At 67.1% G+C, this 17,759-nt stretch carries 14 protein-coding genes; 7 read left to right on the top strand and 7 right to left on the bottom strand.

The window, feature by feature from the left end:
- Positions 1–251 precede the first annotated feature (251 nt).
- Genes ACFO0G_RS00480 through ACFO0G_RS00460 form a run of 5 tightly spaced genes read left to right on the top strand, consistent with a single transcriptional unit; the run spans position 252 to position 6,173 of the window.
- Positions 252–962: an NUDIX hydrolase gene (locus ACFO0G_RS00480; protein ID WP_376976653.1), complete on the top strand. Its 711-nt coding sequence runs from the start codon at positions 252–254 to the stop codon at positions 960–962.
- Complete coding sequence (gene nadA / locus ACFO0G_RS00475) at positions 959–2,263, top strand: quinolinate synthase NadA (RefSeq protein ID WP_376976041.1); 1,305 nt, start codon at positions 959–961, stop codon at positions 2,261–2,263. The genes ACFO0G_RS00480 and nadA overlap by 4 nt, the downstream gene beginning before the upstream one ends.
- Positions 2,263–4,089, top strand: coding sequence for an L-aspartate oxidase (locus tag ACFO0G_RS00470; RefSeq protein WP_376976040.1), 1,827 nt, complete (start codon positions 2,263–2,265; stop codon positions 4,087–4,089). Before nadA ends, ACFO0G_RS00470 begins: the two co-directional genes overlap by 1 nt.
- Positions 4,082–4,999: a carboxylating nicotinate-nucleotide diphosphorylase gene (gene nadC / locus ACFO0G_RS00465; RefSeq protein ID WP_286397708.1), complete on the top strand. Its 918-nt coding sequence runs from the start codon at positions 4,082–4,084 to the stop codon at positions 4,997–4,999. The genes ACFO0G_RS00470 and nadC overlap by 8 nt, the downstream gene beginning before the upstream one ends.
- A gap of 7 nt (positions 5,000–5,006) precedes the next feature.
- Complete coding sequence (locus ACFO0G_RS00460; RefSeq protein ID WP_376976038.1) at positions 5,007–6,173, top strand: cysteine desulfurase family protein; 1,167 nt, start codon at positions 5,007–5,009, stop codon at positions 6,171–6,173.
- Between the two features lie 17 nt (positions 6,174–6,190).
- Here the strand turns inward: ACFO0G_RS00460 and ACFO0G_RS00455 are convergent, their stop codons facing one another.
- Both ACFO0G_RS00455 and ACFO0G_RS00450 read right to left on the bottom strand, forming a co-directional pair.
- Positions 6,191–6,676 (bottom strand): GtrA family protein, encoded by a 486-nt coding sequence (locus ACFO0G_RS00455; RefSeq protein WP_286397705.1) that lies wholly within the window; start codon positions 6,674–6,676, stop codon positions 6,191–6,193.
- Between the two features lie 89 nt (positions 6,677–6,765).
- Entirely contained in the window at positions 6,766–7,443 is a 678-nt protein-coding gene (locus ACFO0G_RS00450; protein ID WP_286397703.1) for a DUF1684 domain-containing protein, read from the bottom strand.
- Between the two features lie 171 nt (positions 7,444–7,614).
- On the opposite strand from ACFO0G_RS00450, the gene ACFO0G_RS00445 reads away from it, so the two are divergent.
- Together ACFO0G_RS00445 and ACFO0G_RS00440 are read left to right on the top strand one after the other, a co-directional pair.
- Positions 7,615–8,439: a hypothetical protein gene (locus ACFO0G_RS00445; RefSeq protein WP_376976037.1), complete on the top strand. Its 825-nt coding sequence runs from the start codon at positions 7,615–7,617 to the stop codon at positions 8,437–8,439.
- A 71-nt stretch (positions 8,440–8,510) separates the two neighbouring features.
- A complete protein-coding gene (locus ACFO0G_RS00440; RefSeq protein ID WP_376976036.1) occupies positions 8,511–9,317 on the top strand; it encodes a transglutaminase-like domain-containing protein in 807 nt (268 codons plus the stop codon).
- Here ACFO0G_RS00440 and ACFO0G_RS00435 read toward each other — a convergent pair.
- The 5 genes from ACFO0G_RS00435 to ACFO0G_RS00415 form a co-directional block, all read right to left on the bottom strand.
- Positions 9,314–9,787, bottom strand: a complete 474-nt coding sequence (locus tag ACFO0G_RS00435) for a MarR family winged helix-turn-helix transcriptional regulator (RefSeq protein WP_286397697.1) — start codon at positions 9,785–9,787, stop codon at positions 9,314–9,316. The genes ACFO0G_RS00440 and ACFO0G_RS00435 overlap by 4 nt on opposite strands.
- Positions 9,787–10,896 carry an LLM class flavin-dependent oxidoreductase gene (locus ACFO0G_RS00430; RefSeq protein WP_376976035.1) on the bottom strand — a complete coding sequence of 370 codons (1,110 nt, stop codon included), beginning with the start codon at positions 10,894–10,896 and terminating at the stop codon, positions 9,787–9,789. The genes ACFO0G_RS00435 and ACFO0G_RS00430 overlap by 1 nt, the downstream gene beginning before the upstream one ends.
- Positions 10,897–11,087: 191 nt before the next feature.
- Positions 11,088–14,324: an efflux RND transporter permease subunit gene (locus ACFO0G_RS00425; RefSeq protein WP_376976034.1), complete on the bottom strand. Its 3,237-nt coding sequence runs from the start codon at positions 14,322–14,324 to the stop codon at positions 11,088–11,090.
- A 69-nt stretch (positions 14,325–14,393) separates the two neighbouring features.
- Entirely contained in the window at positions 14,394–15,896 is a 1,503-nt protein-coding gene (locus ACFO0G_RS00420) for a malate:quinone oxidoreductase (RefSeq protein WP_286397691.1), read from the bottom strand.
- Between the two features lie 79 nt (positions 15,897–15,975).
- Positions 15,976–17,643, bottom strand: coding sequence for an ABC transporter substrate-binding protein (locus ACFO0G_RS00415; protein ID WP_286397689.1), 1,668 nt, complete (start codon positions 17,641–17,643; stop codon positions 15,976–15,978).
- Positions 17,644–17,759: the final 116 nt, after the last annotated feature.

Genomic DNA, 17,759 nt, shown 5'->3' with positions numbered 1-17,759 from the left:
TGAATTTACCGCTTCCGGGCGGCTGCCCCGAAATGGGGGGCGAAACCGGTAACCGGGATTAGCAGCAGGAGTTCGATCGCCCGTAGCTGACGGAATGTCTCCAGTCCCGGCCGCGCCCGTAAATGCGTGGGCAGAAACATTTCCCTTTAGGGGATGCCCAGCCGTAGAATTAGTTTTGGTCAAGATGACTATAACTGATGGTCGACCGGTCCAATGCCGGCGGTCGAGGAAGATGGAAGGTGGTGGGACAGGTGTACTACAGCTCGGCTAATGTTTCCGAGCGGCAGGCCGCGCCGCCGTCGCTGGCCATCTCCACGGTGATCTTCGCCCTCCGGCCCAGCGCCACCTCCGGCCGTCCCACCCTGTGGCTTCCCCTGGTGCGCCGCATCCGGGAACCGTTCAAGGGGATGTGGGCCTTGCCGGGCGGCCCGCTGAGCCATGACGAATCGCTCCAGGACGCCGCCGCCAGGAACCTGCGGGAGACCACCGGCCTTGCCCCCAGCTACCTTGAGCAGCTGTACGCCTTCGGCGGACTCCACCGTTCACCCACCCAGCGTGTCGTCTCCATCGTCTACTGGGCCCTGGTCCAGCCTACGGAAGCAGCCCTCGCGGACGAGTCCGAAAACGTGAAGTGGTTCCGCGCGGACCGGCTGGGTGAGTTGGCGTTCGACCACAACGCCATCGTGGACTACGCGCTCTGGCGCCTGCGCAACAAGCTGGCCTACGGCTCGGTGGCGTACCACCTGCTGGGGGAGTACTTCACGCTGGCCCAGGTCCGCGAAGTCTATGAAGCAGTCCTTGACCGCCAGTTGGATCCCGCAAATTTCCGGCGGCAACTCAAAGCCACCCCGGAAATCGAAGAAACCGGGGAATACCTCCAGGGCGGCAAGCACCGCCCGCCACGCCTCTACCGCTTTACCGGCCGGCCAGGCCTTGACCCAGATAACAGGAGCACACCATGAGCAGCGTCAACACGGCAATCCAGCTGATCACGCGCGAACAGGCCGAAAAGGGCGCAGCCGCTGAACGCAGCACCTGCAGCCCGGCGCTGGCCAAGGGCCCGTGGGACTACGACCTGGCCGAGGCGCTTGCAGGGGTACCGGCCTACGGTCCCGGGGCATCCAGCGCCGATCCGGCCCCGGCCGGCACGCCGCGCCAGGGCCAGCTTCCCGAAGAATACAAGCTGGCCAGCGACGCCGAGCTCGGGGAGCGCATCAAAGCAGCCAAGGCCGCACTGGGGGACCGCGCGGTGATCCTGGGCCACTTCTACCAGCGCGATGAAGTCATCCAGTACGCGGAGTTCGTGGGCGACTCCTTCCAGCTGGCCAACGCGGCACTCACCCGGCCGGATGCGGAGGCGATCATCTTCTGCGGCGTCCACTTCATGGCCGAGACCGCGGACATCCTCTCCACGCCGGAGCAGGCCGTCATCCTGCCCAACCTCGCCGCCGGCTGCTCCATGGCCGACATGGCGGACGCGGACTCGGTGGAGGAATGCTGGGAGCAGCTCGAGGACATCTTCGGAACCGAGCCCGACGCCGAGGGCCGGGTCCCGGTCCTCCCCGTCACCTACATGAACTCCTCCGCAGCCCTCAAGGCGTTCTGCGGCGAACACGGTGGCATCGTCTGCACTTCCTCCAACGCAAAGACGGTCCTGGAGTGGGCCTTCCGGCGCGCCCAGCGGGTGCTGTTCTTCCCGGACCAGCACCTGGGCCGCAACACCGCCAAGGCGCTGGGCGTGCCGCTGGAGCAGATGCCCATGTGGAACCCGCGCAAGGACCTGGGCGGCAACGACGAACAGGCACTGTTGGACTCCCGCGTGATCCTGTGGCATGGGTTCTGCTCCGTGCACAAGCGGTTCAGCGTGGCGCAAATCGAGAAGGCCCGGACTGAGTTCCCCGGCGTCCAGGTGATCGTGCACCCCGAGTGCCCCATGGAGGTGGTGGACGCCGCGGATTCCGCCGGTTCCACGGATTTCATCAAGAAGGCCATCGCCGCCGCCACCGAGCCCACCACGTTCGCCATCGGCACCGAGATCAACATGGTGAACCGGCTTGCGGCCGAGTACCCGCAGCACACCATCTTCTGCCTGGACCCGGTGATCTGCCCGTGCTCCACCATGTACCGCATCCACCCCGGCTACCTGGCCTGGGTACTGGAGGAACTGGTGGCCGGCCGTGTCGTCAACCGCATCACCGTTGACGACCACGTGCAGGCCAACGCCAGGATTGCGCTTGAGCGCATGCTCGCTGCGAGGCCCTGATGACGCGCCGTCTGGCCGTCGTCGGAAGCGGCATCGCAGGCCTCTACGCCGCACTGCTTGCCGCCGATGCCGGCGCGGACGTGGTGCTGCTGACCAAAGGCGCGCTGGATCAGAGCAACACCTGGTACGCGCAGGGCGGCATCTCCGCCGTCCTCGACGAACCTGCCCCTGGGGATACCGTCGCCGCGCACATCGCGGACACCCTGCGCGCCGGGGCCGGGCACTGCAACGAGGCCGCGGTCCGGCTGATGTGCACTGAGGCGCGGCAGGACATCGCCGGCCTGCAGGGCTACGGGGTTGCCTTCGATGCCGGGCAGGCCAAGGCAGGCACGGATGGGGCAACGCACGACGACGGCCCGGCCCTTGGACTCGAAGCGGCCCACAGCGCCCCGCGCATTCTGCACGCAGGCGGCGACGCGACGGGTGCGCGCGTCGCCGGCGCGCTGATCCAGGCGGTGCTGTCCCGGCAGGACGAAGGAAAACTCGCCGTCCTCACGCATGCCCACGCCACTGCGCTCGTCACCCGCAACGGAAGGGTGGCAGGCGTGCAATACCAGCACACCGGCCGGAACCTCAGCTTGGACGCGGACGCCGTCCTGCTGGCCACGGGGGGAGCAGGCCAGCTGTTCGCCCAAACCACCAATCCCGCCGTTGCCACCGCCGACGGACTGGCGCTCGCCGTCCGCGCCGGAGCGGCAGTGGCAGACCTCGAGTTCTTCCAGTTCCACCCCACCTGCCTGGTCAGCTCTGCCACGGCACACCCGGCCCGGCTGGACGGGCCACTGCTGATCTCTGAGGCCGTCCGCGGCGAAGGGGCCATCCTGCTGGACTCCGGCGGACGCCGGTTCATGCAGGCCTACCACCCCGACGCCGAACTGGCACCCCGCGACGTCGTCTCCCGCAGCATCGCCCTCCACCTGGCCAAACTCGGCGACCCCACCGGCCACGTTTACCTCGACGCCCGCGTCATTGAACAGGCCAGGGGTGCAGGCTTCCTCCAACAACGGTTCCCCACCCTCACCCGCAAAACCCTCGACGCCGGCATCGACTGGACCCGCGAACTGGTCCCCGTCGCCCCCGCCGCCCACTACTGGATGGGCGGGGTACGCACCGACCTCTCCGCCCGCACCACCGTTCCCGGCCTCTACGCTGCCGGGGAAGTTGCGTGCACGGGCGTCCAAGGGGCAAACCGGCTGGCCAGCAACTCCCTCCTCGAGGGACTCGTCTTCGGCCGCCGTGCTGTTGAATCTTTCCTGGAGGGCAGCTCCGCAAGTCCCTCGGCGCCTGCACTCGCGCCTCGCACCGGCGATCGCCTCGCAAGCTCGGCGGCCGGTGCGGACGCTCACGCAACAACGGCGCTTTCGGGACCTCCGGAGCTGCCTTACGCTTCCGCAGCCCTGCCGCGGAACGCAAGTGCGCACGTCACCGTCCCTGCTGCTTTAGAAGGTGCGGGGGATCGGCCAGGTGCGCTCGCCGGGGGTTGGCCGTCCAACTTCGGCGGGAGTGAAGGGGCCGGGGAGCCCTTTTCCCGCGGGGCGCTCCGTTCTTTGATGGCCTCGCATGCCGGGGTGCTGCGCTCCGGGGAGCTGTTGCTCAAGGCTGGCCGGACGCTTGAGTCCTGGGCCGCCGTCGTCCTTCCTGACCTGGAATCCGCCGCTGACCCTGTTGCCTGCGAGGACCGCAACCTCTTACTGGCTGCCCAACTGCTGGTCGCTGCCGCCCTTGACCGCCGTGACTCCCTGGGGGCGCACTACCGCAGTGACGAACCCGTACACGCCGAACCCTCCCGTCCTTCCCGCCCGAAAGCGAGCCTGCTCCATGACTGAACCCGCCGTGATCGCCCTCGCTGCCGCCCCGCGCCCGGCGCTGGACCTCACCCTCCCGCCGGCCCCCGTCCGGGAAATCCTGGAACGGGCCTTCGACGAGGATGCTCCCGGTGGCGACATCACCTCGCAGCTGCTCATCCCGGCAGATGCCCGCGCCACCGCAGTCCTCAACGCCCGCGTGCCCGGCGTCCTTAGCGGCGCCACCGTGTTCCGGGACGCCATGCAACTGGTGGACCCCAACACCCAGGTGGAACTCCTGGTAGCGGACGGCAAAGCGTTCGACGCCGGCACGCACCTCGCGCGGGTCAGCGGCACCGCCCGCTCCGTGCTGATGGCAGAACGGGTGGCGCTGAACCTGGTCCAGCGGATGTCCGCCATCGCCACGAAAACGGCAGAGTACGTGGCCCTCGCCGAGGGAACCCGGGCCCGCATTACCGACACGCGCAAGACCACGCCCGGCCTGCGGATCCTGGAACGCTTCGCCGTAAGGTGCGGCGGCGGAGCGAACCACCGCTACAGCCTCTCCGACGCCGTCCTGGCCAAGGACAACCACCTCGCGGTGATGACCGGGGGAGACCCTGCAAAGCTCACGGAACTCCTGCTCGCTGCCAAGGCACAGCTGGGGCACACCACCCACTTCGAAGTGGAAGTGGACCGCATGGACCAGATCGAACCCGTGCTGGCCGCGGGAGTGGACACCATCATGCTGGACAACTTCACGGTGCCGGAGCTGAAGGACGGCGTGGCGCTCGTGGCCGGACGCGCCCGCGTGGAAGCCAGCGGCAACGTCAACCTGGGCACGGTTGGCGCCATTGCCGCCACGGGCGTGGATGTCATCTCCGTGGGTGCACTCACCCACACCGTGGCCGCCCTGGACCTGGGCCTCGACGTCGAACTGACCGCCCGGTGACGCTGCCGTGATCTTCCTCGACGCAGCCGCCACCACCCCCGTCCGCCGGGAAGTGCTGGACGCCATGTGGCCCCACCTCACCGGCGGGTTCGGCAACCCGTCCAGCCACCACACTCTCGGCGAGTCGGCCGCAGCGGCGCTCGCAGGAGCACGGTCGGCAGTCGCGTCGGTCCTTGGCTGCCGGCAGGGCGAAGTGGTGTTCACCTCCGGCGGCACCGAGGCGGACAACCTGGCCGTCAAGGGAATCGCACTGGCCCGGCAGGCCGCAAACCCGCAGCTGGACCGGGTAGTGATCAGCGCCGTTGAACATCCTGCGGTGGAGGAGTCCGCCCGGTACCTGGAACGCTTCCACGGCTTTACCGTGGACGTGGTGCCGGTGGACGCCACCGGACGCGTCACGCCGGAGGCGCTGGCAGCCGTGCTGCATCCGGAAACGGCCCTGGTAAGCATCATGTACGCCAACAACGAGGTGGGAACCGTCCAGCCCATCCCCGCCCTGGCGGAGCTGGCCCACGCCCGCGGCGTTCCGTTCCATACGGACGCCGTCCAGGCCGCAGGCTGGCTGCCGCTGGACACCAGCTCCCTGGGCGTGGACGCCATGAGCATCTCCGGTCACAAGCTCGGTGCACCCAAAGGCTGCGGCGCGCTGTTCGTCCGGAGCCGCGTCCGGCTGGAACCGGTCATCCACGGTGGCGGGCAGGAACGGGGCCGCCGTTCCGGCACCGAAAACGTAGCCGGAGCGGTGGGACTGGCCACTGCCCTCACACTTGCCCAGGACCGCCAGCCAGAGCAGCAGGCACGGGTGGAAACACTGCGTGACCGGTTCATCGGCGCCGTCCTGGCGGGAGTGCCCCAGGCCATCCTTACCGGCCACCCCTCGGAACGACTCCCGTCGGTGGCCTCGTTCTGCTTCCCTGGAACCAGCGGCGAGTCCGTCCTCCTGGAACTGGAACGGCGCGGCGTAGTCTGCTCCAGCGGCTCGGCGTGCGCTGCCGGCTCTGATGCGCCGTCGCCCGTACTCACCGCCATGGGGATTTCCGCCGAGGTGGCCCAGACCGCTGTCCGGTTCAGTTTCGACGCTTCAGTGACAGAGGAGGACCTGGCGGCTGCGGCGGCCGCTGTCCGGGCGGCGGTGGGCAGCGTCAAAAACCTGGGCGCGGGCCAGCGCCCCTGACTGTCCCGGTCCCCGAATCAGCGGTGCCGTGCCCGGCGGAAGATCCAGTGCCGCAGCATGCTGAACCGCACAGCGGTGGCGAGGAACCCGGACAGCGTGGTGGCAACGAGTTCGTCCCCTACCGTGGCGTGCGGATTGAACCAGTGCAGCACACCGAGGCTGCTGCCGGTAATCACCAGGGCCACGCCGATCACCACCAGGCCGTTGAGGTGGTCCCGCGTGCGGCGCTGTTGGCCGGCGATCTTGAAGGTCAGCCGCCGGTTCAGGGCCGTGTTCAGCAGGGACGTAAGGACCAGTGCCACCGCGTTGGCCAGCTGCGCGCCAAGCCAGGGCCGCAGCAGCGCATAGATTCCCAGGGACGCCGCCGTGCAGATGACGCCGACGCCGGAGAAGCGGATCAGCTGCCGGACGACGGGAAAGCGCAGGACCCCGGGGTAGTGCCTGGTGGCGGGAAGACGCCGGGTGGTGGTCTCCGGCCCTGCCGGTGCTGGCGTTCCCTCCATCACGCGGAGGCACCGGCAAAATTGTCAGTGCCGCGGGCAGGGACCAGCAAAGCTGCGCACCCGGAAGCCCTGTAAAGACCCGCCATAGGTCAGTACAGCTCGCCCACGGGGATGTCCACTGCCAGCCGGTTGGACGGCCCGGGCAGGGGGCAGGCCCACGCTTCGTTATAGGCGCAGGACGGGTTGTACGCAAAGTTGAAGTCCAGGACGAACGTGGCATCGGGGCCGCTGCCGTTGAGGCCATGGAAGGCACCCTTGATGGTGTCCAGCAGGTAGCGGCCCGCCCCGTAGCTTCCACCCGGCTGGCCGGCCGTGGCGTCCCGGAACGGGACGAAGATGCCCCCGCCGTAGCCATGGATCTTCCACACACCCAACTGGCCCATCTCCGGAAGATCAAAGGTGCCCAGCCGGACAAAGTGGACCACGCCGTCGGTCCCGGTATCGACACTCATTTCCCTGCCGGCACCCTCTTTGGTCAGCGGCACGTGGAAGCGGTAGATGGGATCGTAGTCGGCGGTCTTCAGGCCGGAGAAGTGCGCCTTGTCCGCTGCGGTGAGCGCGGACGCGGGGTGGGTGGCGAACATCAGGTCGCGCTGGTGGCGCCAGTAAGAGTGGGCCTCGGACGGGCTCTCTGCAGAGATCCGGCGGACGGCGTCGTACAGCGCAAAGGTCCGCAGCCGCCAGTCGGCGACGTCCACGGCGGACATGTTCAGGGCGGAGTTGTCCGCGGGATTCTCTTCGGCTGCGCCGGTCTGCTCTTCCGCCATAGCTTCCAGCCTAGTCCCAGCCCGGGGTGGTAAATGTCCGACGGCGGCACGGCGGGCACGTGCCCGGGTTGGGAGCTGGTCAGGCGGCTGGCGGAGGGGCGCGCCAATGATGTCGAAAACACCCCCGCGTGCGCGCAGGAGAGCGGACGGAGCGCCGCTAGGCTGGCTTCCATGACAGGCAAGGCAGCATCCACCGTCCTTTCCGGCGCGTCTCTTGTTGCCGCCGCAGTTTTCCTGGCGGCGTGCTCCGGAACACCGGCCGGAAGTCCTGGCTGGACAGCGCAGCCGGCACCCTCCGGAGCGGCTGCGAACGGGGTTGCAACGTCCGGCAGCCCAACGCAGGGAGCCACCCCGGGTGCAACCGGGAGCAGCGCTGCATCCACCTCCGCAACGCCGGCCGCACCGGAGGGCGCGGCCACCGCCGCTGCCTGGAAGACGTTCTCGGACTCCGCCAAGACAGTCAGCTTCGACCTGCCGGCGGACTGGATCGCCCAATCCGTGCCGCCGGAGGAAGGCGTCCTTCCCGGCGGACTGAAGGTCGACGTGAAGAAGCCAGACGGTACCTTCGTTGCCGCACTCAGGACGGGACTCCCGCCGTCGTCCGCTGACTGCCCGGACAGCGCAAAGCACCCGTACACCGTGATCAGCAGCGTACCGTTCGAGCTCGCCGCGCAGGGCGGGGAGGGAACCATCCCGCCGCGGATGGTCTACCGGGTGATCCAGGGCTACCGCTACTTCGGTTCCTACGGCATCACTAACCTGGTGGGTGGAGCGGACGGCAAGGCGTGCGAACTGCGGAACGTGGTTCGCGGCCCCGCCGGCAAGGGGGACTACTCCTTCGGCGACCTGGTGGCGCTCACAGCCTTCGCCCCGGACCAGAAAGTGGCTCCGGCGAAGGCCTTTGACACCCTGGGCCAGGCGGCGCAGTACGTCAACGAGGGCAGTGACTTCGCCAACGTGCAGCGGATGCTAATGTCGCTGAAGGTCAAAAACTAGTCCCGCTTCCCGCACTCACCCGGTGCCGGGGCACGCGACTTTCCGTCCGCCCCCAACACCCCCGGAGAGACATGGAACGCTCTGTTTCCGCACGCCTGGTTTTCAGGACCATCGCCAACACCAAGGTGGCCATGGCCATCGCCGTAGCGAGGAACAGCGGCTACTCGTCCTTCGAGGAAACCCTGTCCGTCACCGCAGGCGGAGCGGACGTTCCACTCACGGATGTGTCGGACCACCACGGCGGCCGGTTCCACTACATGGAGTTCCCCGAACCCACCGACGTCACGGTGGAATACTCAGCCACGGTGACCGGGCGGGGCGTGCCGGAAGAGGCCAGCCTGGCGGACCGGATCCGGTACGTGCGTCCAAGCCGCTACGCCGAATCGGACAGGCTGCTGCCCACGTCCTACGCCGAGTTCGAGGGGATCCAGGGTGCGGACCTGGTCCACGCTGTCCGTAACTGGGTCAACGGTGAACTGCGGTACATCAGCGGTTCTTCCCGCGGCACTGACGGTGCGGTGGAAACCCTGCTCAGCAGGCGCGGCGTCTGCCGGGACTTCGCACACCTGGCCATCGCGCTGCTCCGCTCCAAGGACATCCCCGCCCGCCTGGCCGCGGTTTACGCTCCAGGCCTGAACCCCATGGACTTCCACGCGGTGGCCGAAGCCTACGTGGAGGGCGCCTGGCACATTATCGACCCCACGGGGTTGGCCCCGCGGGAGTCGATGCTGCGCATTACCGCCGGCCGCGACTCATCGGACACGGCCTTCCTTTCCACGGTGGGCGGCAGCCTGGTGCTGAACCAGCTGAAAGTCACCGCGGTGGTCAACGGGGACCTGCCGGCCGAGGATCCTGCACGGCTGGTGCAGCTCGGCTAGCGCTTCCGCGGCAGCGGGCCCAGTGAACTCCGCAGCTTGTCCGTAAGCCGCATCAGTTCCTTCTGCTCGGCAGCCGTCAGTGCCGGCCCCACCAGCGCCGAGATGTCCCGCACGTGCTCGCGGCCGATCTCCTTCTGCAGCTCCCGCCCTTCGTCCGTCAGTTGCAGCAACACGCCACGGCCGTCCTCCGGCGCGGGCATCCGGGCCACCAGCCCCCGCTTTTCGAGCCGCTCCACCAGCCTGCTGAGGCTGGACTGGCTCAACAGGACGTTGTCGTTGAGCTCGTTGAGCCGCAGCCAGCCGGACGGGCAACGGGAGAGCGTGAAGAGCACGTCGTACTCATTGAGGGCCAGCTTCCGGAACGCCGGCCCGGACTGCAGCTTCCGCATCACGGCAACCTGCGCCCGGAACAGCGATTCCCACGTCTCCGCCGCCAGCCGCACCGGCGATTCCGATCCTCCCGCAGCCATTACGCCTCCGAGGTGGCTTCTGCGGCGTCCGGCGATGCCAGGAGGGCTGCCACGCGGCCGGCGTGGGTGGGCGGTTCCGGGACGTGCGCCGGCTTGAGGGCCGCGTATTCCTTCCGCAGCACGGGCAGGACTTCCTCGCCGAACAGGTCCAGCTGCTCCAGTACAGTCTTCAGCGGCAGGCCGGCGTGGTCGATCAGGAACAGCTGGCGCTGGTAGTCACCGAAGTATTCGCGGAAGGTCAGGGTCTTTTCGATAACCTCCTGCGGGCTTCCCACGGTCAGCGGGGTCTGCGAGGTGAAGTCCTCGAGGGACGGTCCGTGGCCGTAGACGGGGGCGTTGTCGAAGTACGGCCGGAATTCCTTCACGGCGTCCTGCGAGTTCTTCCGCATGAAGAACTGGCCGCCGAGGCCCACGATGGCCTGGTCCGCCTTGCCGTGGCCATAGTGCTCGTACCGCTCGCGGTAAAGGCCGATCAGCTGCTGGTAGTGCTCCTTGGGCCAGAAGATGTTGTTGGCGAAGAAGCCGTCACCAAAGTAGGCCGCCACCTCGGCAATCTGCGGGGTGCGGATGGAGCCGTGCCATACGAAAGGGGCTACGCCGTCCAGCGGCCGGGGTGTGGAGGTGAAGTTCTGCAGCGGTGTGCGGAACTTGCCGGACCATTTTACGGTGTCCTCGTCCCAGAGCTTGCGCAGGAGGCTGTAGTTCTCGATGGCCAGTTCCACGCCGTCCTGAATGTTCTTGCCGAACCAGGGGTACACGGGGGCTGTGTTGCCGCGGCCAAGGACCAGGTCCACGCGCCCGTCCGCGAGGTGCTGGAGCATGGCGAAGTCCTCGGCGATCTTCACGGGGTCATTCGTGGTGATCAGGGTGGTGGCCGTGGAAAGGATGATCCGTTCGGTCTGCGCTGCGATGTAGGCCAGGGTGGTGGTGGGGGAGGAGGAGAAGAAGGGCCGGTTGTGGTGCTCGCCCAGGGCGTAGACATCCATGCCGATTTCCTCGACCTTTTTGGCGATGGCCACCGAGGCCTTGATGCGTTCGTGCTCGGTGGGGGTGCGGCCCGTGGTTGGGTCCGTGGTGATGTCGCTGACGCTGAAAACACCGATCTGCATGGCGTGCCTTTCCGTTCCTGGACTTGCTGGGCTTGGTTTCAGTCTAGACCAATATAGATGCATTTGCATCTATTGCCTTCTGTAACACTGGGCGGCGGTCATTATTCCCGGCCCAGGCCCGCCGCCGGACCACGCATTAACCGGCGATGCCCGCACCGCAGGGCGGTACGGGCATCGTTTGGGGAGGGGGCCTATTCGGCGCCGGGTGCGGCCCGGCGGCCGCTGACCTTGGGGACCTGGCCGGTGGTCCAGTCCCTGAACTCGGCGTCGACGTCGGAACCCGGGCCTGTCTTCACGCCGGCTTCCGGGCGGGCCTGAAGGTCCCTCAGCAGAGCCTTCTTCTCCCGCCGCCCCTCCACCAGCCGGTACAGCACGGGCACCAGGATCAGGGTCAGGGCGGTGGAGGACACCAGGCCGCCGATCACCACCACGGCCAGCGGCTGCGAGATGAAGCCGCCGCCGCCGGTCAGGCCCAGCGCCATGGGGGTCAGGGCGAAGACCGTGGCCAGCGCCGTCATCAGGATGGGCCGCAGGCGCTGGCGTGCGCCGTTGGTGATGGCATCCGCCACGTTCATGCCGGGGCGCCCGTCGCGCGGCTGCCGGTACTGGTTGATCAGGTCGATCAGCACGATCGCGTTGGTGACCACGATGCCCACCAGCATCAGCATGCCGATGAGCGACGGCAGTCCCAGGGGCACTCCGGTGAGCAGCAGCAGGGCCACGGCACCGGTGGCCGCGAACGGAACCGAGACCAGCAGGATCAGCGGCTGGATGAGGGACTTGAAGGTGGCCACCATGATCACGTACACGATGGCGATGGCCGCCAGCAGGGCCAGGCCCAGCTGGCGGAAGGATTCGGCCTGCTGGGTGGTGGCGCCGCCGATGGTTGCGGTGACGCCCGGCGGCAGCTGGACATCGGCCAGGCGCTTTTGGACTTCGCTGTTCACCGCGCCCAGGTTGGAGCCCGACGGCGTGATGGACACTTTGGCGGTGCGCTCACCATTGCTGGCGGTGATGGAGACGGGCACGTCCACCTGCTCCACTGAGGCGATGCTTCCCAGCGTCACCGGCCGGCCACCGGCAGGCAGCGGGATGTTCCGGACGGCGTCGATGCTGGTGAACTTTGTGCCCTGGCCGATCCGGACGGGGAAGTCGTTGGTGTCGATCCGCACGGTCCCGGCGGGGATGGGACTGATGGTGGACGCCAGGACCCCGGCCACCTGTTCCTCGTTCAGTCCAGCGGCTGTGGCCTTGGCCCTGTCCACCTTGACCTGCACCACCGGGTGGCTGGCGGCCAGGTTGCTTTCCACTTCGCTGGTGCCGGGCACGCCGGTCATTGAGGAGACCATGGTGTCGCTGGCGGCTTTCAGATCGGCGCTGGTGGCCGCCTTCAGGGTGATGTCCACGGTGGAGGAGGTGCCGAAGCCGCCCTGCTGGGTGCCTACGGAAACCTTGCCGGCGTCGGGCACCTTGGCCAGCTCCGAGCGCACGGTGTCCTGGAGCCGTTCCTGGTCGGCCTTTTCATCCGTGACCACCGTGAAGGTGGAGTTGGAGGATCCGGTGGAGGTGAGGGCGGCGAAGCCGGCCTGGGCGTTGCCCGAGGTCACCTGGACGTCCTTGATGCCGTCGATGCCGCGCAGTACCTCCTCGAGGCGGATGGCGGCAGCACTCGTGTCAGCGAGGCTGGTGCCGGCCGGCAGCACCTGGCGGACCGTCAGGCTGTTCTGTCCGGAATTGCCCAGCAGGTTCGTGGCCAGCAGCGGGGTCATGGCGCCGGTGGCACCGAGCACCAGGACAGCGGCCACCAGCGTGATGACCGGGTGCTTCTGGGTTGACCGAAGGATGGGGAGGTAGCCGCGCTGCAGGCGGCTGCGCTGCTCGGCGTCATGGGCCTTTGCCTTCGCCTCTTCGGCGATCCGCCGGGCATCCGCGGAACCTGCGGGGGCCCCGCCGGCCTTGGGGTTTTTGAGGAACCAGTAGGCGAGCACCGGAACGATGGTGAGGGAGACCAACAATGAGGCCAGCAGGGCCATGGTGACCGTCAGGGCGAACGGCCGGAACAGCTCTCCGGCAAGCTCGCCGACGAAGGCGATGGGCAGGAACACCGCCACCGTGGTCAGGGTGGACGCCGTGATGGCACCTGCCACCTCCCGGATGGCGGTGAGGATCGCCGTCGACTTTTCCTCGCCGTAGCTCAGGTGCCGCTTGATGTTTTCGATGACCACGATCGAGTCGTCCACCACCCGGCCGATCGCGATGGTGAGCGCGCCCAGCGTCAGGATATTCAGGGAGTAGCCGGTGCCCGAGAGCCCGATGAAGGTGATCAGCAGGGACAACGGGATGGACACCGCCGTGACCAGCGTGGAACGGGCGGACATTAGGAACAGGAGGATGACGGCGACGGCGAACCCCAGTCCCAGCAGGCCTTCGGTGGTGAGGTCCTTGATGGACTTTTCGATGAAGGGTGCCTGGTCGAAGACGGGGGTGAACTTGGCGTTGGAGCCCAGTTCCGCTTCCAGTTCATTCAGGGAGTCCCGCACCGCGTGCGAAATTGCCACCGTGTCGCCCTCGGGCTTCTTGGTGACGGAGACGGCAAGGGTCTCTGCCCCGTTGGTGCGGGTGATGGAGGTACGTTCGTCGTCCTTGATCGATACGTCGGCCACCGAGCCGATGGTGGCGCCGTTTTTGGCGCCGGCCAACGGCAGCGCCTTGATGGCATCCAGGGAATCCACGGGGCTGCCGATCTGCAGCGAGAGGGTCTTGCCCTGGTCTTGAAGGGTGCCCGCAGGGACCAGCGCGCCGTTGTTGGACAGTGCGTCCCTGATGGCGGTGAGGCCCGTCCCTGCCGCCGCCATCGCGTCGGCCCGGGGGAGGATCTCGATGTGCTGGGAGGCGCCGCCGGTCACGTCGGCACTGCGGACGCCGTCGATCTTCTGCAGCCGGGGCACCGTGAGGCGCTGCAGGTCAGCGTTCAGGTCGCTGAGCGGCTTGTCTGAGGACACTGCCAGGAAGACGATGGGGAAGTCGCTGATGCTGCCGGCGATGGCCTGCGGCTGGACGTCGCTGGGCAGGGTCCGCTTGGCGTTGGAGATGGCCCGGTCGATCTGGTTCCGCGCCCGGTCCAGGTTCGATCCATAGGTGAACACCATGGTGATCTGGGAGACGCCGGTGCGCGACGTGGAGGAGGTGGATTCCAGCCCCTCCACCCCGTTTAGCGCCTTCTCGAGCGGACCGCTGACCTGCTTGTCCACCACTTCCGGTGATGCGCCCGGCATGGAGCTGAGCACCGTGATCTGCGGAAACTCAATGGAAGGGATGAGCTCCTGTTTCAGCGATGACATGGTGATCACGCCGAAGACCGAGGCGAAGACGGTGATCAGCGCGATCAGGGCCCGGTTCGCCAGGGAAAGGTGGGCCAGCCGGAACATGGGTGGTCTCCTGGGGGTCTAAGTGACTGGTACATGCCCTGGGGGTGCCAGCCGCTGGCCCCGGCAGGGTCAGTGGCTGGCGGAAACGCTCTCCAGCTGGAGGGACTTGGCCGTGGCCCGTTCCAGCTCCGCGGCGAGGTCCGGATTTTCATCCAGCTTCACCCCGTAGCCGGGCATCATGTCCTTGAGCTTGGACTGCCAGCCCTTGAAGTTCTTCGGGAACGTCTTCTGCAGCAGCTCAATCATGATGGGGACAGCGGTCGAGGCTCCGGGCGAAGCGCCCAGGAGCGCACCGATGGAGCCGTCGCGGCCGGCGATCACTTCGGTTCCGAACTGAAGGATGCCGCCCTTTTGCGGGTCTTTCTTGATGATCTGTACACGCTGGCCGGCGGTGATGAGTTCCCAGTCCCCGCCCTTTGCCTCCGGGTAGTACTCGCGCAGCGCCTCGACCTTCTGGCCGTGCTTCTTGACCACTTCCTTCACCAGGTAGGCGGTGAGGTCCATGTTGTCCTTGGCCACAGCGAGCATTGGGATGATGTTGCCCGGGCGGATGGACAGGGGCAGGTCCAGGTAGGAGCCGTTCTTCAGGAAGTTCGTGGAAAAGCCTGCGTACGGGCCGAACAGGAGGGAGCGCTTGCCATTGACGTAGCGGGTATCCAGGTGCGGGACGGACATGGGGGGAGCGCCCACGGAGGCCTGGCCGTACACCTTGGCGCTGTGCTGGGCGGCGATGGTCTCATCGGTGCAGCGGAAGAACTGGCCGGAGACGGGGAACCCGCCGTAGCCCTTGCTCTCCGGAATGCCGGACGCCTGGAGCAGGTGCAGGGCACCGCCGCCGGCGCCGACGAAAACGAACTTGGCGTGGATCTTGCCGTGTTCCCCGGACTTGGGGTACTTCAGCGTCAGGTCCCAGCCGCCGTCGGACGCCCGTGTGATGCCGGTGACGTCGTGTCCGTAGTTGATTTCGACGCCGTTGTTCCCCAGGTAGGTGGTCAGCTCACGGGTGAGCGCGCCGAAGTCCACGTCCGTGCCCTCGGCGGCCCGGGTGGCGGCAATGCGCTGCTTGGGGTCGCGGCCCTTGACGATCAGCGGCGCCCACTTGGCGATCTGCGCGTGGTCCTCGGAGAACTCCATGCTCCGGAACAGGGTGTGCGGCTTCAGTGCCTCGTAGCGGGTCTTCAGGAACCGGCTGTGGTCCTCGCCGATCACGAAGCTCATGTGCGGAACCGTGTTGATGAAGCCCTTGGGTGACCCGATCAGGTTGTTGTCCACCAGATGGGACCAGAACTGGCGGGACAGCTGGAACTGTTCGTTAATGAGCAGTGCCTTGGCGGGGTTGACCGAGCCGTCCTTGGCTGCGGGGGAGTAGTTGAGCTCGCAGAGGGCGGCGTGGCCCGTTCCTGCGTTGTTCCAGGGATCTGAGCTTTCGAGCCCCGGCTGGTCCAGCCGTTCGAACAGGGAGATGGTCCAGTCCGGCTCCAACTGCTTGAGGAATGCCCCCAGCGTGGCGCTCATGATGCCGCCGCCTATCAGGACAACGTCGGCGTGTGGGGTCTTGGAAATGAAGGTCACGATCAGTCTCCGATTGCAGCGGCTCTGGCTGTCACAGAATATCCCCGCGCGGGCCACATACTGAAATTGGCCCGGCCCGTCAAGACTTTAGCTGGACCTTCGTAAAAACTTCGTTTAAGACCGGGGATGCCGGGTAGCTCTGAACCCGGTCTGAGAGGGCAAGCGCGGAAATGGGGAAGGCGACGGGAACCGCCGGCACCGTCGCAGCTATCTGGGCGTTAATGGTGTGATAAAGGTCATCCCGCTCCTTGCCGTCGGGCAGTCCGCGGGCCCGGTTGATCTTCGAGAACACCTGCGGATCCTGGTACCCGAACTCGCCGTTTTTCTCCCCGAAGAGCGGCCCCACGAAGTTGTCCGCGTCCGAGTAGGAGCCGTTCCAGCCGAGGATGTGGAACGCGTGGTCGCCGGCGGACTGGACCTTCTGCAGGTACCCGTCGGACCAGTCCACCGGGACCGGCTTGATGTTGAAGCCGACGGCGGTGAGCTGGCGGCTGAGCTCGGCGTACACCTTCTCCGGCGTGGGCAGGTAGGGCCGGGTGACGTTCAGGGGGTAGTAGAACTTCAGTTCCTCGCCCGCGTAGCCACCCTCCTTCAGGTAGTCCTTGGCCTTCGTCGGGTCGTGTCCAAGCTCCGGTGCGTCGTTGTTGAAGCCGCTGATCTTGGGCGGCACAAACTGGGTTGCCTTGGCGGTGTTGTCGATGAAGAACTTCCGGATCAAAGTTTCCTTGTCGATGGCCAGCTCCACCGCCTGCCGGATCTTCAGGTTCTGCAGTACCGGGACGTCCTGGTTGATGCCCACGTACATCACCGAGAACGGATCGCGCTGGACAATCTGCTTGCCGCGTTTCACCAGTTGGTCGAAGTTGCCCACGGTCACGGCGTCGTAGCCGTCGATGGTGCCGTCCAGCAGTGCCTGGAGGCGGGTCTGCGGGTGGTTGTAGGCCAGGAAGTTGATGGTGGCGATCTGGCCCCGGTCTCCCCAGTAGTTCCGGTTGCTGGACAGGGTCACATTGTCAGTGCCCCAGGCGGCGAGGGTGAAAGGGCCCGTTCCCACCGGGTTTGTGGCGAACGCGGACATGGCCTGGCCGCCCCGGTTCTGGTCCAGGACGTCGGCTTTCCCGGACGCGAGGGCTGCCGGGGAGGCGATGGCAAAGGCGGGCAGGGTCAGCGCCTGGAGAAACGCGGTGAAGCGCTGGGTGAGGTCGATCTGCACTGTGTCGGGGGCCGGCGCCGTGCAGCTTTTGAAGATGGAGAGGCCGGGCTCGTCCGAGTATGCCTTGAACACGCCCTTGAAGGAGCTTCCCGGTGCCTGCTTCCGCAGTGCCACGGGGAAATTGAACCAGCGGTTGAAGTTGGCGCAGACGGCGTCGGCGTTGAAGGGGGTGCCGTCCTGGAAGGTAACTCCCGTGCGGAGCTTGAATGTGTAGGTGCGGCCGTCGTTGGACTCATTCCACTCGGTGGCCAGGAGCGGGGTGGGCTTGCCGGTGGTCTGGTCCACGCCCACCAGGCCTTCGAGGATCTGCCGGGTGATGCGCTGCGACTCCACGTCGTTGGACAGCGCCGGGTCCAGGCCCAGGGGCTGGGCGGCCGTACCGAAGTTGAAGGTGGCCGCAGGTTCCGCCGACGTGGTGCTGGGGGGTCCGGAGGTGGGGGAAGGGGACGGCATGCCTGTGCACGATGTCATGCCCAGCGCCATGAGGACGGCGCCGGCCTTGATGACCGTACGCCGCGAAGTACTGCTGGGCACTCGTTTATCACCTCTGGATGCTGCCGGTTCCGCCGCATGCGGGCCGGGATCCAGTCTAGGGGACAGGAACCGGAGCTGGTCCCGAAAGGCCATCCGGCGCGCCAAGGCCGGGTCCG

The organism is Arthrobacter sedimenti, from assembly GCF_042652025.1.
Taxonomy (GTDB): domain Bacteria; phylum Actinomycetota; class Actinomycetes; order Actinomycetales; family Micrococcaceae; genus Arthrobacter; species Arthrobacter sedimenti.
The sequence above is the reverse complement of the archived record's forward strand: the minus strand, read 5'-3'. Positions and strand labels throughout refer to the sequence as shown.